Origin of the sequence: Hymenobacter cellulosilyticus (genome assembly GCF_022919215.1) — a bacterium.
GTDB classification, from domain to species: domain Bacteria; phylum Bacteroidota; class Bacteroidia; order Cytophagales; family Hymenobacteraceae; genus Hymenobacter; species Hymenobacter cellulosilyticus.
Map to the genome: position 1 here is coordinate 2,194,294 of NZ_CP095046.1, position 15,979 is coordinate 2,210,272.

The window sequence follows — 15,979 nt, forward strand, 5'->3', positions numbered from 1 at the left end:
TTGAAGTGAAACAAAAAGCCCTGACTGCCGCAAGGGCAATCAGGGCTTTTCAGCGGAGTAAGAAAGCCTAAGCGTGAATGCGCTTGCGCTTCTGACGACGACGCTCCTGGGCCTGCTTTACGCGACGGTAGAGGGCCTCCTGGGCAGTTTCGATGCGGGCTTCGCCCGTCTGGTTGGTTTCAGCGGTTTGATTGGTAGTCGCCATGATGAAAAACGTTAAGCGGAAAAATGGGTAACAAGCAGCATATACCCCGCATTGGGCCGCCAGGTTGGGCCCGGCCGCGACGTGCAAATGGGATGTTGCGCGCCCAAGGTACGCTTATTTACAGCAGCCCCGCCCGAAAGCTGCCTTAGGGGTTCATCAGCTGCCCCATAAAGAGGATGGCGTTGGTCGATTTTTCCCGAATCAGGAAAACGCAGGCGCGGTCTACGCTTACGACGGGCGGCACCGAGGTATTGATGACGCCCACCGAAGTGACGGCGGCGGCTTCGGTTCCTTCCTCGTTTACGTCCAGGTACGTTTTGTGCTGCACTTCACTGATGGCCAGCCGGGCCGATGAGTTGCTCAGCATCCGGCTAAAGTTGGCCTGGCTGGAAAATGCCTCCCCCATGCCGAGCTGAGCCAGCATGGCGCCTAGCTCTTTCTTGTACTGCATCTTAAAGCGGGGCAGGCGCAGGGTCCAGCTACTAGGCTTGGCCGCCGCCAGCCAGGTAGTAAGCTGCGCGCCGTTCAGGCTGCGCACTACATCCTTGACCGTCGCGTTGCCCTGCGGCACGACTACCGTCAGGCTGTATTGCCCGTTGCCGTAGGGAATGTCGATTACCCGGCGGTCGGCGTCCTGGTAGTAACCATACTGCCCGTTAGACTGAGTCATGAAGTCAACCGTGGCGGTGGTGCCGTCGGCGCGGGTGAAGGCGGCCGGCCGGGTCAGGGCCTTGTCGAAAGCATGGGCCCAGGCACCCTTGAAGTAGATGGCGTTGACCAGAATCATAACCTGGTCGGCGCTGGTACCCTCCACAATGCCGTCAATTTTGCCCTGGGTTTTTTCGCGCACCCAGGCGTTTATCGTTTCCGCCGTCGAGGCGGCCCCAAAGTCCATGCCCCGCACGGTGGCATCGAAATACTGGGCGTTGGTTTGCACAAACGGCAGCTGCAACTGATACTGCTGATTATACCAGATGGAGTTGGCCGAGCCGAAGGTCACGCGCTTGTCCATGCCGCGCAGCAGCGTCGTGAGCGACTGGTAAGCCTGGTTGATTTGCTGGTCGGTCTGGGGCTGGAAGCCCAGCGTCTGGCGCATGGCTTCCTTGGTGGTGCCGTCGGCACCGTTGTACACCATGGTCAGGGCCGACGAAATGCTTAGCGGCGACATAAAGACGTTGGCCCCGTTGGCTTGCTCGTGCAGGGCGGCAAACGAGCGGAAGGCAAAGTCATTGGAGCTGTTCACCGTCTTGGCTTCGGTGTCGGTCAGAGCCCGCAGCACGGGCTCGTTGCTGTCGTCGGCAGCGGGGGCAGCATCTTCTTTTTGGCAGGCCGTGAATAGCAGCAGGCTGCCGGTCAGCAGGCCCAGCCAGGAAGAGGAATGGGTAAGGTTCATAGCATAAGCGGTTAAGAAGTGAGTTGGCTGAAGCCAGGCGGGCTGGCTTTTTGTCTAGAGAGGAGGCCAGTCGTCTGGAAAAGGTTGCAGCTATATCTGCTTGCTGCTATACCGGGCCCGGTGCTGGGTTGGCGGCATGCAACGTTGTAGCTTGCGGCCAGCTCCTGTATTGACCTGTTCAGCCTCAAAGAGAAGCATTGATGAAAATTCCCGTACCTATTCTGACCCTGGCGGCCCTGCTGGCCACCGCCTGCTCTGACGAGCGGAAGAATGTCGCGGCTCCTGATACCTGCGGTTGGGTTATCGTCCGGGAAAATGAGGAAGGCCGCGGCCTAGTCCGCTTCGACGCGCAGGAGAAGCGGTACACCATCCACACCAGCCTGCTGGGTTCCCCAACACGCAGGTGATGGGCTTTGTATGCGGTGCCCTGCCCGAGGCTTTTCGCCAGGATTCGTTGCCAGTAAGCTTCACTGGTACTTATACCGAATATTCTAAGCCGTCATCCGTAGCGGGGTAGCAATACTACTACCTCACCTCGTTCCGCCTGGAAGCCATATCGGGCGAGTAGGAGCGCAGTACGCCGGAATAAGTTAGTATTGAGTCTGGTTTATTACTTATCACCCGCCGCGCGGTGGGCTTTCGGTTGACTTTTAAGCGTGCGACACCTCCTGTTTTTACGTTTTGCTGGCCTGCTGGTGCTGGCGTTGCTCATGGGCTCGACCACTCGTAGCCCGGCCGTGAAGGAGCGGGACTTTGGGGCGTATTTCGCGGCCTATGGGCTGCGGGGCTCCTTCCTGGTGCTGGACGCGGCCACCCGGCAATTCATGGCCTACGACGTGGCCCGCTGCCGGCAGGGCTTTCTGCCGGCTTCCACGTTTAAGATTCCCAACACGCTGATCGGGCTGGAAACCGGGGTCGTGCGCGACACGGCCGAGGTGTTCCGCTGGGACGGAGTGACGCGCAGCTTTCCGCAGTGGAACCGGGATATGAGCTTTGCTCAGGCCCTACGGGTATCCTGCGTGCCGTGCTACCAGCAGCTGGCCCGGCGCGTGGGCGCCGAGCGGTATCAGCAGTGGCTGCCCCGGCTGCGGTTTGGCAGCATGCGTGTGACGCCCGCCTCCGTAGACACCTTCTGGCTTACGGGCCCCTCGCGCATCACGCAGTTCGAGCAAATCGACTTTTTGCAGCGCCTGCAGCGCGGAAAGCTCCCGGTAGCCCGCCGCACCCAAGACCTGACTAAAAATATGCTAATCCTGAGCCGTGGTCCGGGCTGGGTACTGCGCGGCAAAACCGGCTGGACCATGCAGCAGGGCCACGACAATGGCTGGTTTGTGGGCTGGGTAGAGCAGAATGGGAAAGCCTATTTCTTTGCCCTGAACGCTGAGCCCGCCGACGGTAAGCCCGCCACCGCGCAATTCGTACAAGGCCGCCGCGCCATTACTGAGCAGATTCTGCAGCGCGAATTCGGGCTCTTGGCCGGACCAGCAAAGTAACTTACCGCATTCCTGACCTATGCCTATTACCCTATTGACTGTGCCTGGACTGGGTAGCTCCGGCCCCGAGCATTGGCAAAGCATCTGGGAACACCTGTACGGCTACCGGCGCGTGGAGCAGCAGGATTGGGACGCGCCCCAGCGCGCCGAGTGGGTCGAAACGCTAAACCAAGCCGTGGCCGCAGCCCCGGGTCCGGTGGTGCTGGCCGCGCACAGCCTGGCTTGCAGCACCATTGGCTTCTGGGCCGGGCAGCACGATACGGGCAAAGTGCAAGGAGCCCTGTTGGTAGCTCCCGCCGACACCGACCGGCCCGACTTCCCGGCGGAGGCCGTGGGCTTCGCGCCCATGCCCCTGCAGCGGCTGCCATTTCCCAGCATTGTGGTAGCCTCCGGCAACGACGAGTACGTGACGCTGACCCGGGCCGCCGAGTTTGCCCGGAGCTGGGGCAGCCGGCTGGTCGACGTGGGCAATTTGGGCCATATAAACTCCGCTTCCGGCCTAGGCGCATGGCCCGCCGGCCACGCCTTGCTGCAGGAATTACGCAGTAGCGGCACGTCCCGCTAAATGGCTTCGGGAGCTACTCCGCAGGAGCTGTAGCAGTCCCGGACTCGTCGTCGGCTTCAGTATTTGCGGCTGAGAAATCGTCGTCGGGCTCAGCAGCAAGAGGAGCGAAACGGTCCTTGAAACGGGCATACAAGGCATTCATGCCCAGCAGCAGCAGGCCCATCAGGATAAATACCACCGCCCGGGTAATGGTGCCGCGCTGGCTCAGGTCGAAGAACACGAGGCGCACCAGGCAGATGGCCACGCCGGCTAGGGATGCATAGCGGAAATCCTGGCGGCGTAGCAGCAGGCTGCTCACAAATAAGGCCACCACTTCCAGCATGAGCAGCACCGTGAGCACCGACCGGTCGAAGGACTGCACGAGCAGCACCGTAAGCGCCACAAAAGCCGGGTACAGCAGGGCCGCTACCAGTTGCCTGGGGCTGAGCTGTCCTAACCGGGTCAGCCCGCCCAGACCGGCGGGCCAATAGGTGGGCTGGGCCGCGGCGGAGTAGCGCAGCGCTCCGGCCGCGTAGGCAAACTGCAGGGCTACGGCCCCGGCCGTGGTCAGCCACCGTAGGCTCAGCAGCTGGCCCGGGCCAGGTAGCGCAGGGCCACGTAGCTTGTCCAGAGGGTAGAAAGCCAGAAAAACAGCACCCCGTAGAGCTGCACCCGCCGCAGCCGCTCGGGCAGGCGGGCAGCACCCAGCGTGAGGGCAAAAGCCAGAGCCAGCCACAGCAGCGCCTGCCAGGTAAGGGCCACTTCTTTCCAGAGCGTGAAGCTCAGCAGCAGCAGGGTAAATTCGGGCAAATAAGGATGAATCAGCTGCCAGCTGCGGTACACCGGAGCGGTGCTGGGCGGTTGGCGCCAAGCCAGGCCGGCCAGCACGAGCACCAGCGCCGCGGCCGTAATGCGCCGGGCCGGCACCTGCCACAGCAGCACGGCACTCGGCACAAGCTTGGCAAAGTGCCAAAGCAGGGCCGCCAGCAGCAGGCCGTAGGTAAGATGCAGCAAAAAACGGTCGGGCAGGCCCTGGCGGGTTAGTTGTTCGGGGTCGGCAAAGCGGCGGCGCAGCATCTGAGCAGCTAGGGCGGTGCCGGCGGCCAGCAGCGTCCACGATAAGGCGGGCAAGGCTACCGAGTGCGGACCCAGCACAACCCAGCCAAAGAAGGTCAGGTGCACGCCCAACAAATACAGCCAGGGCCAGCGCACGTGGTGGCTTTGCACCGGCCACCAGGAGCTGCCCATTCCCAGCCCCGACAGCAAAGTCAGCGGCAGCAGGTACACGACCAGGCGGAGCGTAGGACCCGCACCAAAACCCAGCGGCTCGAGTCGAAAGGGCAGTTTGGTCCCGATATTCGTGAGGCGGAAGGCGTATTCCCACTGCAGCAGGTGCGTGCCTGCCACGGCCAGCAGGATGCCCACCCACAGGCCCGGTACCGGTACGGCGCGGCGCAGCAAAAGCAGCCCCGCACCCAAGCCCAATGCCGCCCAACCGGCCCAGATATGTTGATAAACCAGCCCGCTGGCAGCTAGCAGCAGCAAACCCGCCACAGTGCCACCCACGCGCAGGCGGTAAGCTGGGTTGTAGGAGAAAGGCAGCAAATCGTACGGCGGAGCGGCTAGGCGCACCAGCGTCGCCTGCGTTCCAACCGTGGCCAGGGCGGCCAAGGTCAGCAGCATGGCCCGATACTCCGGGCTTAGCTCCTTGGTAGCATACCCGATGATAGGCAGCAGCCCGGCCACTAGCAGCGTGGCGTAGAGCTGCCCGCGGTATACCGGCCATTCGCGGCGCCAAGCCAGCAGCCCCAGCATCAGCAGGAATTCGACGTAGAGCAGCAGGGTGGTAAGCGGCCAGCTCAGGCCGGCCTTATGCAAGCCCAGCACGGCCACGGTCAGCAGAATTTGGCCGATTACCAGGTGCATAATTCGGAACCACTCGGCTTGCCCCCGCAGCCACCGGCTTAGCCCGAAAACCAGCCCGGCCGCCGCGGTCGCCCCACTCACCAACGCCGCAACCGGTGGCTGGGGCGGGCCAAACAGGGCCTGCAATATTACCCCGGCCCCAGCTAGGTACAGCGCCCCGCCTAGCCCGCCCAGCACCTGGTGCAGGCTGCGGTCGGGGGAAGAGACGGTTAGCTGGGTGCTCAACCAAAGCTGCCGGGCCAGCAGACCGAAGAATACAGTGCTAACCATACCCGCTGCCAGCAGCAGGGCCGCATTGCGGTGTAAACTGGCCGGAGGCAGGGCTTCCCGGTGCAGAAGGTCGGCAAACAGCAGCCACACACCCGCCAGCAACGCCGCGCCGAGGTAGAGGCGAAACGCGGCCACCTCTGTTTTGCGGCCCAGCAGCCAGGTCAGCGTCAGCGTTTCGAGGTAGAGCACAGCCGCCGTGGCCGGCCACACCAGCCCCAGCTTGTGCAGGCCCAGAATGGCGACGGTGAGCAGAATTTGGCCGGCGGCCAGATGCAACGTCCGGAACCAGGCCGGCTCCCCGCGCAGCCACCGGGCCAGGCCAAACACGATGCCCGCCGCGGCCACCGCACCGGCAATAAGCAGACCCACCGGGGGAATATTCACTCCAAACAGGGCCCGGAGTAGCAAAGCCGCCACCCCCAGATACAAAGCCCCGACAAGGCCGCCGAAACCCTGGTGCAGGGCGCGGCTCGTAGCTGAGTCATCGGCTTCGGCCGCCAGCAGGGGTTGGGAGTAGGTCAGGCGGAAATAGCCCGCGCCCAGGCTGGCCGCCAGGAACACCAGCAGGGCATTGCGGTGCAGTTCCAGCGGAGTATAGTTGCTCAGTTGGGCCACAATCATCACCAGCAGGCCCGCCCCGGCCAGCAAGGCACCCACGGCAGCCACCTGAAACACCAACGTTTCCCGTTCCCGGGCCATGATGAAGGCAATCAGCAAAGCTTCGAGCAGCATAAACAGGGCCACTACCGGGCCCGTGGCGTGCCAGCCCTGCAGGGAAAAAGCCGTAGCCAGGGCCAGAATCAGGGAAATGATGGTGTCAGTTTGGAACAGCCACTGAATGCCCAGCTTCCGCGCCCGGCGGGCCACAAAAAAGGTGAGTACCGCGCCCAGGCCCAGCGGAATGGTTTTCCAGGGGGAGCCGGTGCTGTATTGGTAGAGGTTGAAGCCCAGGGCGGTCCAGTTAAGCACGTGGGCGGCAAACAGCAGGGCGTCAAACCGGGAATCGGCGTACACGCGGCGGTATTGCACCACGGCTGCCGCCACGCCCACCAGCACCACCAGGCTCATGGCCGCCAGCCGGGCCCCGCCCAGCAGCGGGCCGGCCAGGTGGAAATGCCAATACTGGTGAAAAACGAAAAAGCTAAGAATGCTCAACAGCAGCTGGTATTTCCACTGCTGCCGGTAAGTAATGGCAATGCTAAAGGCCGTAACTGCCGCGGCCGCGCCTAGGGTGAGCAAGTCGGGCGGAATAACGGCCAGGGCCACCAGACTCAGCACCCCGTGCAGCGTCGCCACCGACTCCCGGCTGCTGGTCCAGGCCAGCCAGAGGTTGGCCGCCACGCCCACTAGCAAGAGGAGGTAGCTCAGCGGTGGAGCAGCCCACTGCAAACCCGGCACACTCACCGCGCCCACGCAGGCAAACAGGAAAATAGCCGCCGCGCTGCTTTGCAGCCACACGTGCAGCCGTTCGGCAAAGGGCTTGGTGCGCAGGTAGTAGTTCAGGCCCAGCAATGCCGCCGCAAAGCCCGTAATCATGGCGAAGCGCACCGGGGCCGTTACCTGCAGCGCGGTATACACACCCAGAAAACCGACGCCGATAACCAGCACCACGGCACCCAGGATACCCGTCCAGTTGTCGAGCAGCACCTGCTCGGTTCGTTCCCACCAGGTGGGCTCGGCCGGTTCCGCGGGTACGGGTGGTAGCACGGGCCGCGGCGGAGCTGGGGGTGGCAGCACGGGCTTGGGTTCTGGTTGCGGGGTGGGGCGGGGCTCTGGTTGCGGTTCCGGCTGCAGAAGGGGTTTGGGCTCGGCTGGTGGGGCGGGCGGGGCGGGTGGAATAACCGGCGTGGCCACCGGTGGCACCACGGGCGCAGCGGGTACGGGAGCAGCTACGGGCGGCAGCACGGGCCGGGGCAAAGCAACGGGTGCTTCTGGGACAGCTGGCGCTGGTGCCGCCGGTACCGGAACAGCCGGCGGCGTTACCGGAGGGCGGGAAACGACCGGGGCCACAACAGGGGTAGCCGCCGTAGCGGGGGCAGGAGCGGCCACCGGCGGCGCGGGGCGGGGTGGAGTAGCCGATACGCTCGTGCGCAGCTGCTGCAACTGGGCGCGGAGCTGCTCTAGCTCTGTCAGCAGCTGGGCGTGGGCCGTTTCCCGCTGGTGCAGGCGTTGCTCCAGCCCTTTGAGCCGGTCCTTTAGGCCCTGGTAAACCACAGCCACTACCACCGTGACTATCACCACTAACCAGGTCTCCATAAGCTACTGCCCTGCGTAAATTGTAAGAAATAAGACCTGCTGCGAAGCCGTATCAATAAGAAGAAAACCGGGGCCGCCCGCTGCGTAAACCCGGGCCCGGCAGCTGAAACTTACTGATTTATTCCTGAGCTTTTGACGCCGACGGCTAAAGCCTGCGGTTCAGGTCCGGAAGCAGCTTTCGGCCCCGGGCGCGTATGTAGCCCCGCGGGTTGGGCTGAGTTCCATAGCCGCGCCGGTTCGGTAGTTTTAGCGTTTTGCCCTTATGCTCTCCTACAAGCACGAAATATTCCTGGAAGTAGCCCGCCTGCTGAGCTTCACCAAGGCCAGCCAGAACCTGTTCGTGAGCCAGTCGGCCGTGAGCAAGCACGTGAAGGCCCTGGAGGAAGAATATAAGATCGGCCTGTTTGAGCGGCTCGGCAACACGGTCAAGCTCACGCCTGCCGGGGAGCTGCTGTACCGTAAGCTGCTCGTGGCCAAGCAGCTCCAGCACGAGCTGCACCAGGAATTTACGGCCCTCAGCGCCGACTACTCCCCGCGCTTCCGCATGATGATTGGGGCCAGCACCACCATTTCGCTCTACGTGCTGCCCCCGGTGCTGTCGGCCTACCTCAACCAGCACCCCAACATCCAGCTCACGCTCAAAAACCGCAACAGCGAAAATATCCTGCGGGCCCTACTCGACCACGAAATTGACCTGGGCATTATTGAGGGCATCAATAAAGTCAGCAACGTGACCTACACCCCGTTCTTGACCGACGACGTCATTGCCGTGTGCTCGGCCAAAAACCCGCTGAACCGCCAGAACCTGACGGTGCAGGATTTGCACAACGTGCCCCTGGCCGTGCGCGAAGTGGGTTCGGGTACCCTGGCGGTGCTCGAAGATGCCCTAGCCCAGCATCACCTCAAGCTCCCGGATCTGCCCGTGAAGGTGCGCCTGGGCGGCACCGAGGCCCTCAAGAACTTTGTGCGCGTGGATACCTGCCTGGCCTTTCTGCCCCGGCAGGCGGTGGTCAAGGAGCTGGAATCGGGGGAGCTGCTGGAGGTGCCGATTCAGGGGCTGGCCATGCGGCGGCAGTTCAACTTCATCCAGCGCAAGGGCACCGAGAACAATTTGCCCTACAAAGATTTCGTGCAGTTTATGAAGCGGCACTATTCGAAAAGGGAATAGCCTATTCCGAATCACTATTTTGTTTCCGCATACCGCCGGGGCTACTTGCCGTTCTAAAGCTCGACTACCTCGCCTCTGCCCATGGAAACCTGCACCGCCCTCACCTCCCGAATCCAGACCCTGGAATGCTCCGCCTGCGGCCGGCCCCACTCGGCCTTTACCCTGCAGCGCGTGTCGGACTGCTGCCAGATGCCCCTGCTGGCTACTTATGATTTGCTCGAGCCTCTGAGCAAAGCCAGCATCTGCCAGACCGACGGCTCGATGTGGCGCTACCGCGAAGTGCTGCCCCTGCTTCACGACGAAAACCGGGTGAGCTTGGGCGAAGGATTCACCCCGATTCTGGATCTGCAGCGCCTAGCCGCCCGTTACGACCTTCGCTCGTTGGTGCTCAAGGACGAGGGCAAGAACCCGACCGGCTCATTTAAGGCACGGGGCCTGAGCATGGCTATTTCCAAGGCCAAGGAGCTGGGCATTGAAGGCTGCATCGTGCCCACGGCCGGCAACGCGGGCGTGGCAATGGCCGCCTATTGCGCCAAGGCCGGCATGCGGGCCGTAGTAGCCATGCCCCGGCACACGCCCAAGGCGTTCCGGGAAGAGTGCTACTGGTACGGGGCCGAAGTCGAACTGATTGATGGCCTGATCAACGACTGCGCGGCCTGGGTACGCCAAACCAACGCCAACGGTGAGCTGCTCGACGTCTCGACGCTGAAGGAGCCTTACCGCATTGAGGGCAAGAAAACTATGGGCTACGAAATTGCCGAGCAGCTGGGCTGGACGCTGCCCGACGTGATTCTCTACCCCGCCGGTGGCGGCACCGGCCTTATCGGCATCTGGAAGGCCTTCCAGGAAATGAAAGCCCTGGGCTGGCTGGCGCCCGACGTGCAGCTGCCCCGCATGGTGGCTGTGCAGGCCGCCAACTGTTGCCCGCTGATTGAAACCTATACGGGCCGGCAGGCCAACGCCCACCACTACGTTGGCAAACCCACCATTGCCAACGGACTGGCCGTGCCGCGCCCCTTGGGTGAACCACTCATGCTTGCCGTGCTGCGCGAGTCGCAGGGCACGGCCGTAAGCATCACCGACGAGCAGATGGTAGAAGGCATGCGGGAGCTGGGCCGCCTCGAAGGCCTGTTTGTAGCGCCCGAGGGGGCCGCCGTCTGGATGGCCGCCCGCCACTTGCTCAGCACCGGCTGGCTCCGCGCCGACGAGAAGATTCTGCTGCTCAACACCGGCTCGGGCCAGAAGTACCTCGACAACGTGGAAGGCCAGTACTAGGCTGGCAAAGCAAAAAACGCATCTTTCCGTAGCTTGCCGCCTTACCAAAGCCCGCAACTATGGACGTAACCTGGGGCTGGCAACACGTTGACTTTTCCTCCGACGAGTGGCCGGAGCAGGGTCCGATTACCGAAGCCGGGGCCCTGGCTGCCTACGCCAATTTTCCCTGGGAGGCGCAGCTCGACCAGCTGGCTCATCGGCAGCGTGCGGGCCTCAGTAGCGTCTGGCCGGGGCTGTGGTTTCGGCGGGGCTCCGAAAGGCTGCTTCTGAACTGGCCTGATGAGTGTCGCGTCGTGCTCGACTATCGGGTAGGGCAGGAGCAGTATTTCTACGAGCTTTCCCTTAGCTGGTGGGCCCACAATCTGGACCCTGAGGACCTTATACAGATGTTGTTTGCTGGCACCCTGTCGCAGTGGCCCGGCTGGCACAGCCCCGACCGGTTTGCCACATTTCCACTGCTGCCTCCGCCTCGTGGTTAATGTGTTGAAATGGCTGTTCTGCCGATTGTTGGTAGAATGCGTTGTTTTATGGGCCGCTGAGTAGCTGCTGCCAAGCCGGACTATAACCAACAATTGATTTTGGGGTACACTAGCAGCATGTCGAAGCTTCTGTTGATTGCCGCCCTCGGGCTGGTCGTTGGTTTGCTGGTGTTTGCCGGCTGCAAGAAGCGCGGGCAGAAGGAGTCGTTAACCACGCAAGGGAAAGCCATGAAAGCCAATCAGGACCGGCTGTACGCCGATGTGAAGTTTCTTACCGAGTTGCGCCCGGCCCGCACCTACCGCAACCAGACTTCGCTCAACAAAGCGGCGGATTACATCAAGGCTGAGTTGGAAAAGCTGGACTGCCGGGTAGAAGAGCAGCTGTTTCGCGTCGATGGGCAGCCCTACCGCAACATTATTGCCTCTTTCGGCCCGGCCGACGCGGAGCGCATCATCGTGGGGGCGCACTACGACGTGTGCGGCGACCAGCCCGGCGCCGACGACAACGCCAGTGCCGTGGCCGGCCTGCTCGAAACGGCCCGCCTACTGCACGCCCTGAAGCCCACCCTGAAGCGCCGCATCGATTTTGTGGCGTATTCACTGGAAGAGCCACCGTTTTTCGGAACCGAGGACATGGGCAGCGCCGTGCACGCCAAATCCCTGCACGACCAAAAAATAGCCGTGCGGGCCATGATTTGCTACGAGATGATCGGCTACTTCAGCGACGAGCCCGGCTCTCAGCGTTTTCCGGATGACCGCCTGGCCCAGCTGTATCCCAATACCGGCAACTTTATTACCGTAGTAGGCAAGCAGGGCCAGGAAGCCATAGTAAGCCAGGTACAAAAGCTCATGCAGGCCCACGCCGACATCGACGTGCAAAAAATCAACCTGCCCAGCGCCGTCGGGCTGGCTGGCCTTTCCGACCACCGCAACTACTGGCGCTACGGCTACGAGGCCCTGATGATCAACGACACCTCCTTTTTGCGCAACGCCAACTACCACCAAACCACCGACACCATCGATACGCTGGACTTTCGGCGCATGGCCGAGGTCGTCAATGGCGTATTCGGGCTATTCTGGGGTTGTAGCTCAGGGGCGCAGGGCTGTAAACCAGATGTAGGCCAGCGTGCCATATAAAAACACCTGGAAAATCTGGGCTTCGACCGGCAGGCTCAAGGCCTCGGCTACTATTGCCAGCACTCCCGCTGCGGCCAGTGCCCAACCAAACCAGCTCGACTGTTGCTTGCGCTTGGGCTGCCACTGGCGCTGAGTGCCGACCAGCGGAAACAGCAGCCCCAGTGCCACGATGCCAGCGGTAGTAGGCACCGACAGCGCCGCGTAGTGGCCCGTGCCCAATAAGACCAGGCCGCTGAAGAGCAAAGCCAGAAACTGGTTGGAATAGCGGGTGTTTTCGGCGCTGAGGGCATAGCGTCCGTAGCGGTTGAAGCGCAGCAGGGAATTAAACAGCGGCTCGGCAAACCAGCTCATGTACACGAATACCAGATACAGCGGAAGCAGTACCGGTACGAGGCGCGAGAGTAAAAATAGGCCGATAAACAAGCCCTGGCGCATGTTAGGGCTCATCGTCTGGGTCCAGACGGTGAAGCGGTAAAACCAGCTGTAGAGCCAGAAGCGGGATTTCAGGGCGGCTACGAGTCCTTCCCGGGCGTATTCGGAAGTCGGGTTCAGGCGCAGGGCTTCCTGGAAATGCCGGGAGGCTTCCTTGGCCCGGCCCCGCTCCAAGGCCACCCAGCCCAGGTCGGCGTGGGTGCCGGCGTCGGTCGGGCTCTGGCGCAGCGCTTCGTCGAAGTTGGCTGAGGCTTCGTCGCCGCGGCCCAGGCGGGACAGGCAGCGGGCCCGCAGTCCGAGGCAGTCCACGTGGGTAGGGTCGGCGGCCAGGCCGGCTTCGGCGGCACGCAGGGCGGCGTGCAATTGGCCCTGATGAAAGCGGATCTGTCCCAGCACGTGCTGATAGTCGGCATCCTCAGGATTCAACGCCAGGGCTTCCTCGATGGCATTTAGGGCCGCCGGTAGCTCCTGCTGCCGCAGCAGGGCCGCGCTGAGTACGTAGAAGGCAAAGGCATTTTCCGGATCGATATGAATAGCGTGCTCGGCCGTGGCTTTGGCGGCGGGCAGCTGCTCCTGGGCCATTTGGGCCAAAGCCAGCAAACACAGGAGCGGACTGTTGTCGGGGTCGTCGCGGAGCAGGCGGCGGGCCTCCTGTTCGGCGTCGTGGGGGCGCTGGTGCTGCAGTAGCAATTGGACCCGATCCAGGGCTTGGTAAGATTCCATAGAAATAGTAAAGAATAGAGCGGCCGCTTACGTCTTGGCATAAGGCCTCCGCACAACGTTCCGCTAAAGTAAGCGAAGCAGCCGCGTGGTAGATAACCAGAACCCAGTTATTCGGCCGAGCTTGGCGGCACGGGGCCGGCCGTCCGCGCCGTTTAGTGCGCTGTTGTGGCTGACAGTGGCTTTTGCTTTTGTCCCCAAATTCGGTGCAGACTCAGCATCACCGTCAGCGGAATCAAGCGGAGCAGATCTGGAGCGTATGTTTTGTGCCACACCACCAAGCTGTAGCCGGCGCAAAATGCTACCCCGGCCATGCCTAGCAGCAGAATGGTTAACGGCCGCTGCCGGAGAAGCTTTTTTCCGTACTGGCCGGTCAAAATAAGCGCGGCCACGGCCCACATTCCGCCGCTGTACCAGAGAAAATACTCTTCCGACTGATCAGCCGACTCCAGCAAGGCACCGCCGCTAAGGGCAAGCAGTGCCAGAAAAGCCAGCCAGCCCCACCACGGCAGCGGGTTGAGGAAAGGAGCCTCCAGCGTAGAGGGCTTAGCCAAAGTCTGCTTGGCTTCACTGGCTGTTAGCAGCAGTTTCGCTTCCTGATTGAGCGGGTCGAGGCGCAGCGCCTCCTGAATATAGGCCCGGGCTTCGGGGTACTGCTTTTGCCGTAGCGCTTCCTGGCCGCGCAGCAAGTGGGCGGTGGTCAGGTTAGGATGCGCGGCCAGCAGGCGGTGCAGAGCCTGATCCAGCTCCGCCCAGCGCTTCTGCTGGCACAAAGCTTTGGCCCTGGCTACCAGACTATCGGCGTGCAGGGGATTGTGGGCCAAGCCCCGCTCGGCCGCCGCCTGGGCCTCGGCCCACCGCTCCTGGTGCAGCAGAAACTGAGCTTGGACGGCGAGATATTTGGTATTGAAAGGCTGCAGACGCAGAGCTTCAGCCAGCGCGGCATAACTGGCCGTTGGCTGCTCCAGCTGGTTTTCAATCAGGCTCAGCAGGTAATATGCCTCACTAGCGGCCGGGTCGAGGGCCAGTGCCCCGTGCGCGGCGGTGCGGGCCTCAGCCATACGGTTTTGCCGGTACAGCGCCAGGGCCAGCAAGATATGGGCAAATACCTGCCGCGGCTGCTCGGCCAGGCCTTGGCGCAGCACCTGCTCTGCCTGCTCGGGCCGGTGACGGTCCAGCAGCAGCTGTCCTCTTTTATACCATTCCGCCCGATTCATCGTCCCGCCCGGCGTTATTTTTTGATGCCCAGGTAGGTCAGGATGTCGTCGTAGTTGCCGCCCTCATTCGAATACAAAGCGTAGTTTTTGGCTGTGGCAAACCACTCCTTGGTGCTGGGGCGCACCTGCTTGGCGGCGGCCAGCAGGTTGCTTTGCTGCACCGGCAGCGCCTTGCCCGCCTTCATCGACTCGCGCAGACAGCCTTCCACAGCCAGGTCTACCACGGCTTGCAGGTCGGCGCCGGAGAGGCCGGCGGTTTGGGCCGCCAGCGCCGCCAGGTTCAGGCCCGGAGCCACGGGCTTACCGCGCAGCAGCACCTCCAGAATGGCAACCCGGGCGGGCTCGTCGGGTGGAGTTACCAATACAATCCGGTCGAAGCGGCCGGGGCGGCGAAAGGCGGGGTCCAGGTGCCAAGGCGCGTTGGTGGCGGCCAAGATCAGCACGCCGTCGTTGGAGTGCCGGGCCCCATCGAGCTCCTCCAGAAACTGGTTGATGAGAGTGCGGCCGGCGCTCTGGCGCAGGTCGTGACGGTTGGCAGCCAAGGCGTCTACTTCGTCGAAAAACAGTACGCAGGGGGCCTGCACGCGGGCCAGCTCAAACAAGTCGTGGAGCTTTTTCTCGCTCTGCCCCATCCACATATCCAGAATGTCGTTGATGCCGACGTGGATAAACGAGGCCTTCACCTCGCCGGCCGTGGCCCGGGCCAGGTGGGTTTTGCCGCAGCCGGGCGGGCCGTAGAGCAGCAGTCCGCCCCGGCTGCCTTGCCGTAGGCTTTGTATAAGTCCGGGAATTGCAGCGGGTGAATAATCTTCAGGCGGATTTCCTCCTTCACCGCGTCCATGCCGCCCACGTCATTGAAGGTGATTTTAGGCTTCTCCAACCCCGCAAACAAAGCCCGCTCGTCGATGCCGTAGTCGGCCGATACGCTGGCCGAGTAGTCGGCCGGGGCCCCACCGCCGGCGGGCTGAGCGGCCGGGCGCAAACCCAGCTGCTCGTCCAGGGACGGATCGCGCAGGCTGCCATCGAGTTGCAGTGCCTGCTGGTAGGCGGCGCGGGCCTCGTCGGGCGGACCGCCGGCCCGGGCCAGCAGCCGCGCGTGCAGCAGGTGGGCCCGGCCGTGGTCGGGATGGTCGCGCAGCAATTCTTCCAGCACCACCAGAGCCTCCGAAGTTTTCTGTAGGTCGGAATACGTTTCGGCCAGACCCAGCTGCAGCTCCACGTCGGCGGGGGCCTGGCGCAGGCCGGTGCGGTAATGCTCTTCGGCCTCGGCCAGGCGGGCGGCCTGCCGCAGCAAAGTGGCTACGTGCCGCCGCAGGGGCACATTCTCGGGCGAAAACGCCAGCGCGTCGAGTAGGGGTTGTAAGTCGGAAGGATTGGGCAAAGCAGCCATAACACACGCCTAAAATTGAAACTGCAAGCTACGGCTTTTGCTTCCAAGAGCCCAGCGCCAAGGCGTTGCCCGCG

The 15,979-nt window shown here is 62.8% G+C and carries 14 protein-coding genes; 7 read left to right on the top strand and 7 right to left on the bottom strand.

Annotated features, from left to right (window positions below):
• Positions 1-67: 67 nt before the first annotated feature.
• Positions 68-205: a hypothetical protein gene (locus MUN79_RS10680; RefSeq protein WP_244677639.1), complete on the bottom strand. Its 138-nt coding sequence runs from the start codon at positions 203-205 to the stop codon at positions 68-70.
• A 145-nt stretch (positions 206-350) separates the two neighbouring features.
• Complete coding sequence (locus MUN79_RS10685) at positions 351-1,598, bottom strand: serpin family protein (RefSeq protein ID WP_244677640.1); 1,248 nt, start codon at positions 1,596-1,598, stop codon at positions 351-353.
• Positions 1,599-1,798: 200 nt separating this feature from the next.
• On the opposite strand from MUN79_RS10685, the gene MUN79_RS10690 reads away from it, so the two are divergent.
• From MUN79_RS10690 to MUN79_RS10700, 3 genes are all read left to right on the top strand, one after another.
• Positions 1,799-2,005: a hypothetical protein gene (locus MUN79_RS10690; protein ID WP_244677641.1), complete on the top strand. Its 207-nt coding sequence runs from the start codon at positions 1,799-1,801 to the stop codon at positions 2,003-2,005.
• Positions 2,006-2,254: 249 nt separating this feature from the next.
• Positions 2,255-3,091, top strand: a complete 837-nt coding sequence (gene blaOXA, locus MUN79_RS10695) for a class D beta-lactamase (protein ID WP_244677642.1) — start codon at positions 2,255-2,257, stop codon at positions 3,089-3,091.
• 19 nt (positions 3,092-3,110) lie between these two features.
• Complete coding sequence (locus MUN79_RS10700) at positions 3,111-3,656, top strand: RBBP9/YdeN family alpha/beta hydrolase (protein ID WP_244677643.1); 546 nt, start codon at positions 3,111-3,113, stop codon at positions 3,654-3,656.
• A gap of 561 nt (positions 3,657-4,217) precedes the next feature.
• On the opposite strand, the gene MUN79_RS10705 is transcribed toward MUN79_RS10700, so the two are convergent.
• On the bottom strand, positions 4,218-8,087 hold the full coding sequence (locus tag MUN79_RS10705) for a bZIP transcription factor (protein ID WP_244677644.1): 3,870 nt from the start codon (positions 8,085-8,087) through the stop codon (positions 4,218-4,220).
• A gap of 262 nt (positions 8,088-8,349) precedes the next feature.
• Between MUN79_RS10705 and MUN79_RS10710 the strand changes: the two genes are divergently transcribed.
• The 4 genes from MUN79_RS10710 to MUN79_RS10725 all read left to right on the top strand — a co-directional run bounded on the left by MUN79_RS10710 (position 8,350) and on the right by MUN79_RS10725 (position 12,146).
• Entirely contained in the window at positions 8,350-9,255 is a 906-nt protein-coding gene (locus MUN79_RS10710) for a LysR family transcriptional regulator (protein ID WP_244677645.1), read from the top strand.
• An 81-nt stretch (positions 9,256-9,336) separates the two neighbouring features.
• Positions 9,337-10,530: a threonine synthase gene (locus MUN79_RS10715; protein WP_244677646.1), complete on the top strand. Its 1,194-nt coding sequence runs from the start codon at positions 9,337-9,339 to the stop codon at positions 10,528-10,530.
• Between the two features lie 59 nt (positions 10,531-10,589).
• A complete protein-coding gene (locus MUN79_RS10720; protein ID WP_244677647.1) occupies positions 10,590-11,009 on the top strand; it encodes a hypothetical protein in 420 nt (139 codons plus the stop codon).
• 117 nt (positions 11,010-11,126) lie between these two features.
• On the top strand, positions 11,127-12,146 hold the full coding sequence (locus MUN79_RS10725; protein ID WP_244677648.1) for a M28 family peptidase: 1,020 nt from the start codon (positions 11,127-11,129) through the stop codon (positions 12,144-12,146).
• Here MUN79_RS10725 and MUN79_RS10730 read toward each other — a convergent pair.
• The 4 genes from MUN79_RS10730 to MUN79_RS10745 form a co-directional block, all read right to left on the bottom strand.
• Complete coding sequence (locus MUN79_RS10730; protein ID WP_244677649.1) at positions 12,099-13,301, bottom strand: tetratricopeptide repeat protein; 1,203 nt, start codon at positions 13,299-13,301, stop codon at positions 12,099-12,101. The genes MUN79_RS10725 and MUN79_RS10730 overlap by 48 nt on opposite strands.
• A gap of 152 nt (positions 13,302-13,453) precedes the next feature.
• Positions 13,454-14,515: a tetratricopeptide repeat protein gene (locus MUN79_RS10735; protein ID WP_244677650.1), complete on the bottom strand. Its 1,062-nt coding sequence runs from the start codon at positions 14,513-14,515 to the stop codon at positions 13,454-13,456.
• A 14-nt stretch (positions 14,516-14,529) separates the two neighbouring features.
• Positions 14,530-15,306 (bottom strand): ATP-binding protein, encoded by a 777-nt coding sequence (locus MUN79_RS10740; protein ID WP_311136773.1) that lies wholly within the window; start codon positions 15,304-15,306, stop codon positions 14,530-14,532.
• Entirely contained in the window at positions 15,195-15,905 is a 711-nt protein-coding gene (locus tag MUN79_RS10745) for a tetratricopeptide repeat protein (RefSeq protein WP_244677651.1), read from the bottom strand. Before MUN79_RS10745 ends, MUN79_RS10740 begins: the two co-directional genes overlap by 112 nt.
• Between the last annotated feature and the right edge of the window lie 74 nt (positions 15,906-15,979).